The organism is Nigerium sp., from assembly GCF_039811905.1.
Classification (GTDB): domain Bacteria; phylum Actinomycetota; class Actinomycetes; order Propionibacteriales; family Propionibacteriaceae; genus Propioniciclava.
Window position 1 is genome coordinate 1 of sequence record NZ_JBDHZL010000150.1, and the last position, 5,084, is coordinate 5,084.

The 5,084-nt window shown below is 75.0% G+C and carries 5 protein-coding genes; 2 read left to right on the forward strand and 3 right to left on the reverse strand.

All coding sequences use genetic code 11. The features are described from left to right. Window positions 1-49 precede the first annotated feature (49 nt). A complete protein-coding gene (locus WMJ97_RS14380) occupies window positions 50-1,405 on the forward strand; it encodes a hypothetical protein (protein ID WP_347349696.1) in 1,356 nt (451 codons plus the stop codon). Here the strand turns inward: WMJ97_RS14380 and WMJ97_RS14385 are convergent. From WMJ97_RS14385 to WMJ97_RS14395, 3 genes are read right to left on the reverse strand one after another with little or no spacing between them, the layout of a single operon-like run. Continuing rightward, entirely contained in the window at window positions 1,393-2,397 is a 1,005-nt protein-coding gene (locus WMJ97_RS14385; RefSeq protein WP_347349697.1) for a CPBP family intramembrane glutamic endopeptidase, read from the reverse strand. The genes WMJ97_RS14380 and WMJ97_RS14385 overlap by 13 nt on opposite strands. Next, on the reverse strand, window positions 2,394-3,164 hold the full coding sequence (locus WMJ97_RS14390) for a DUF5808 domain-containing protein (protein ID WP_347349698.1): 771 nt from the start codon (window positions 3,162-3,164) through the stop codon (window positions 2,394-2,396). Before WMJ97_RS14390 ends, WMJ97_RS14385 begins: the two co-directional genes overlap by 4 nt. Continuing rightward, entirely contained in the window at window positions 3,161-3,493 is a 333-nt protein-coding gene (locus WMJ97_RS14395; RefSeq protein WP_347349699.1) for a PadR family transcriptional regulator, read from the reverse strand. The genes WMJ97_RS14390 and WMJ97_RS14395 overlap by 4 nt, the downstream gene beginning before the upstream one ends. 609 nt (window positions 3,494-4,102) lie before the next feature. Here WMJ97_RS14395 and WMJ97_RS14400 point away from each other — a divergent pair. Next, window positions 4,103-5,084, forward strand: a 982-nt coding sequence (locus tag WMJ97_RS14400) for a DEAD/DEAH box helicase (RefSeq protein ID WP_347349700.1), incomplete at its 3' end; no start/stop codon positions are given.

Here is a 5,084-nt window from a genome sequence, read left to right on the forward strand (position 1 = left end):
CACCCGAACGGGTGGGAAGCGCCCCACCCGCACGCGAGAGAGGGTTCTCATGGTCACTGGCACCACGCGCCGGCGCGGCCGGTCGCACCGCTTCTTCTTCCCCGCGCGGGGACACCGCGCAGCCGCCGCAGCGACCGGCCTCGGCTTGGCCGCGCTCTGCCTCGGCCCCGCACCCCTCGCCCACGCGGCCAGCACCTGCACGGTCACGCGCACGGCGGTCGCGGGCATGCCGAACACCGTCGAACTCCGAGTGACCGGCGACGGGACGTGCACGGCGACGCTGCCGTCCGGGGTCGTGAAGGCCGAGGCGATCCTGGTCGGGTCGGGCGGCGGGTCGATGAACATGTTCGCCGGTAGCGCGGGCGGCGGCGGTCAGGTGAAGCACGCCTCCCTGGCGACGACCGCCGGAACCCTGCGCTTCTCGCTCGGGGCGTCCAGTTCCTGGCCGGTCGGGCAATTCCCCGACCCGTCGAGCCCGCCGTCCCTGAGCGGGGCCGAGACGACGCTCACCCAGGGCGGCGCCACCGTCACGGCCGCGGGCGGCCGGGCCGCCCTCACGGACGCCGACGGCGCGTGCGGCGGGACGTCCGGCGGTGGCCAGTCCGGCGAGTGCAGCTGGGAGTTCGACGGCCACGGCGGCGGCGGAGCCGGCGGTGCGGCGTCCGGGGCGAACGGCGGCGCCGGGGTGGCCGTCCGGGCGCTGGCGGGCGCCGGTTCGCTGTTCGCCGGCGTGACCGACTGCTACGGCGGCGGAGCAGCCATGACGGGCACCGCGACGTGCGGCGGCGGGACGAACGCCGCCGACGGCACGCCGATCATCCCGGCCAACACCGGCGGCGGCGCGTCCGCGCACCGGGGCATGATCGTGTCGCTGACGCCGATGGGCACCACGGCGTCGGAGCGGCGAGCGCTGAACAAGGCCGCGTTCGACCAGGCGAAGGCGTCCGCGACGGGCGGGAACGGCGTGGTGCGCGGCCAAGCGGCCAGCGACCCGCTGCCGGGCTCGTCGGGCCTGATCCGGGTGCGGTACGCGCTGCCCAACACAACAACGGTGCACGTCCAGATCGACCGGTACCCGTGGCGCTCCGCGAGCACGGCCCGGCGGGTGGCGGCCCTCGACGACGACGGGCTGCTGAAGTACCGCGAGGACCGCTTCATGTGGGGCCGCTCGCGGTGGCAGACCGTGACCGTCCAGGTGCCGGCGAAACTACACGCAGGCTCAGCTCGTCGCGGCGGTGAACGCGAAGAGCACGCTGGGGCGGATCACGTCGACGGTTCGGATCGGGACGCTGCCGTCCCGCGGGACGGTGCTCACCGCCTGGAAGCTCGGCGCGGGGGCCACCCCGGCCAAGCCGTGGGGCCGCGCACCAACATCAGCGAGGTGTACCTCGGTCAGGGCCGCTGAGGACGCCCACCGGGCGGCCACGCCAGCCACAGCGTGGCCGCCACGATGGCCAGGGGCACCGGCGCCAGGACGCCCACGGGCAGGGCGACCAGCGGGTTCGCCCCGGCGATCGCGAGCGTGAAGATCCCGACGAACCCGTTGAACGCGCCGTGCACGACCGCGGGCGCCGCGACGCTGCGCGCCCGCTCGCGCGCCCACGCCAAGACGAAGGCCAGGGGAACGCACCAGAGCACCATCAGCCCGATGCCCGGCAGCCACGCGGCGCCGTAGTTGTGCCCGAGCCGGATGATCGGCGCGTGCCACAGCCCCCAAGCGACCCCGATCAGCAGGTTCGCGCGGACGACCCCCAGCGGGCGCAGGAGGTCCGCCAGGACGCCCCGCCACCCGTACTCCTCGCCGAACGCCAGGACGCCGTTGATCGTCCCTCCGACGAGCAGCGCCTGCACCGCGGACGCGGCGACCAGGGGCCACGCGTTGAGGACGACGCCGTCCGGCAGGGTCGGCTGGACCGCGCGCAGGCGGGCCGTGAACTCCGCGTCCGTCGCCCAGTGTCCGGCGCCGGGGACGCCGAGCGCCCCGAACCCGAGCGCGCACGCGACCTGCACCGTGAAGACCGCCAGCGCGACCAGCGCCGACCAGCCGGCGATGCGGCCCAGGGTTCGTCCGACGCCGGCGCCCAGCACCCGCCACTCGCCCCCGAGCAGGAGTCCGCGGCCGGCGCGGCGCTCGACGACGAGGCCGGCGACGATCGGCGTCATCATGTAGACCAGCGCGACGACGAGCTGCGCCAGCGGCGTCCCGAGGCCGCCGAGGGCCCACAGGCCGGCGGCGACGACGGCCGCCCCGCCGAGGGCGATGCCGTAGAACAGGCCGACGCGGCGCCAGTCGACGTGGTCGGCCGGGTCGGGCGCGGCCGGGCTCCGCGGGATGGGCTGGGCTGGCTCGGGGAGGGGGCGTCCGGACGCCGCGGCCGTCGGCTGGACGGCGCTCATCGCGCGCCGCCCAGGTCGCGCCGGATCTCCGCGTTGCGGCCCAGCCAGGCGAGCCCCAGCAGCACCCCGCCGGACGCCGCGCCCGGCGCGGCGAGCAGGGCCAACGGCACCCACGGACGCCGGCCCTCCGGCAGGCTGCGGACGACCGTCTGCACCGCGGCGACCGCCGCGATCATGGACGCCCCCGCGAGGGCGCCCGCGCGGGAGGTGGAGTGGTCACCGGGGATGGAGTAGTCGGCGGGGATGGAGTCGCCGGCGGAGCGGTCGGCGGAGGTGGTGCGTCCGGCACGCACGGCGACCAACGCGGGGATGAGCGCCATCGCGAGGTCGCCGGCCGCCGCGCGCCGCTTCGAGACGAAGCGATCGGGCACGCCGGTCAGCGACCAGTGGGCCGGCAGTCGCTCCGGAAGGGAGCGCCCGCGCACCAGGTAGTGCGCCACGACCGCCCCCGCGAGCGCGACCGGGACGCCCGCCGCCGCCCGAAAGGCGGCGTCCGGGGTGTTCGAGAAGGGGACGTCTTCGGCGTCGGGCTCGATCAGCCCGAGCCGGACGGCGATCGCGCCCGCGTTGAGATCCCAGCCCCAGCCGACGGCGCGGGGCACGAAGATGCGGTCGGACGCCGGATCCCACCACGACTCGGCGATGCGGGACGCCGCCCCCCGCGGGTCGAACCCGGCGAGCGGGCCGCGGCGATGGGGCGCCGAGCCCAGGTAGTCGTCGACGGCCGCGCGGGCGCGCCGGCTCAGGCGATCGAGGTCGATGATCATGACGGGTCCTTCAGGATGGTGGTGATCGCGGCGTCCACGGAGCGCCAGGTGGCGGCCATGTCGGCCAGCACCTCGCGCCCGACGCCGGTGAGCGTGTAGTACTTGCGCGGCGGGCCGACGGGCGACTCGCGCCACGACGACTCGACCAGCCCGGCCTTGCGGAGCCGCGCCAGCAGCGGATAGACCGTGCCGGGCGTGATGGCGAGCGCCGGGTGAGCGGCCAGATCGTCGACGAGTTGCGACCCGTAGCGGGGCTCGCCGGCGAGCAACCCGAGGACCGCCACCTCGACCACCCCCTTGCGGATCTGCGACACCCACCCGTCTGCCATGCGTTGATCGTATCGCCAGCTAGCTTGTCTCACAAGTATCTGGTGTGACCAGGGCGCCCATGTGCGTTTCTACCTGACGTTCTCCACCCTCTGGTGTGGAGAACGCCACACGGGCCCCGCCCCAGGCGGGCGTCGCGCGCCCGAGCGGAGGCTGTGGGGCAATCGGCGGACGTCATGAGGACGCCGCCCACGGGTGGCCGCCTCCAGTCCCGTGACAACCGAGCCCCGGACCGGTCGATGTGCCACCACTCGACCGCGCGACGCCCCGCCCCTGGTCGATTTGCCACCACTCGATGCGGATCTACCGGCGGATCAGCGCTCCGTGCGTCAAGGAGACCTTCATCGAGTGGCGGCAAATCGACTGTCGACGACCAGGACCTAGGACGCCGCACCGCCCGCGTCCCCGGCGGCCGCGTCCCAGCGGCCGCGTCCCAAGCGGCCGCGTCCTCGACTGCGGCGTCCTCAACTCGGAAACGGCCCGGCTCACCCCCAGGACCGTGTGACAACCTCCACACCAGGGTGTGGACCTTGCAGCATAGAAACGTTTCGCCGACCGCGGACGAGCGCCCCGGACGAAAACTGTCAGACCCTCCTGGCACAGTGGACGCCGTGCAGCAGTCCGTCCTCGATCGGTTCTCTCCCGCGACGCGCGCGTGGTTCGAGAGCAGCTTCACCGCGCCCACCCAGGCCCAGGCCGGGGCGTGGGCGTCCATCAGTTCGGGCCGGCACACGCTCGTCGTCGCGCCCACCGGCTCGGGCAAGACGCTCGCCGCGTTCCTGTGGGCGATCGATCGCCTCGCCACCCACCCCGCCCCCGCGGGCGAGCCGCAGCGTCGCTGCCGCGTCCTCTATGTGTCGCCGCTGAAGGCCCTCGCGGTCGACGTGGAGCGCAACCTCCGCTCCCCGCTCGTCGGCATCGGGCACGCCGCGGCCCGCCTGGGGCTCGAGCGTCCCGACATCACGGTGGCCGTCCGGTCGGGCGATACGCCCGCCGACGAGCGGCGACGCTTCGCGCGGACGCCCGCCGACATCCTCATCACGACGCCCGAGTCGCTGTTCTTGATCCTCACGTCCCAGGCGCGCGAGGCGCTGCGCGGCGTCGAGACCGTCATCGTCGACGAGGTGCACGCCGTCGCCGGCACCAAGCGCGGCGCGCACCTGGCGCTCACGCTCGACCGGCTCGACGCCCTCCTGGCCGCCCCCGCCCAGCGCATCGGGCTGTCGGCGACGGTCCGCCCGCAAGAGGAGGTGGGGCGTTTCCTCGCCGGTGGGCGTCCGGTGGAGATCGTCCAACCGGCCGCCGACAAGGCGTGGCAGCTCGACGTGGTCGTCCCGGTGCCCGACCTGGCCGCGATCGGCGACGGCTCCTCCGACGATCTCTCCGGGCCCGCCGCGGCCGACCCGCGGCGCAGTTCCATCTGGCCGCACGTCGAAGAGCGGGTCGCCGACCTCATCGAGCAGCACCGCTCCACGCTCGTCTTCGCCAACTCGCGGCGGCTGGCCGAGCGGCTCACCGCGTCCCTGAACGAGATCGCGGCCGGGCGCGCCGAGGCGCGCGAGAGTGCGGACGCGGACGGCCCACCCACGCCCG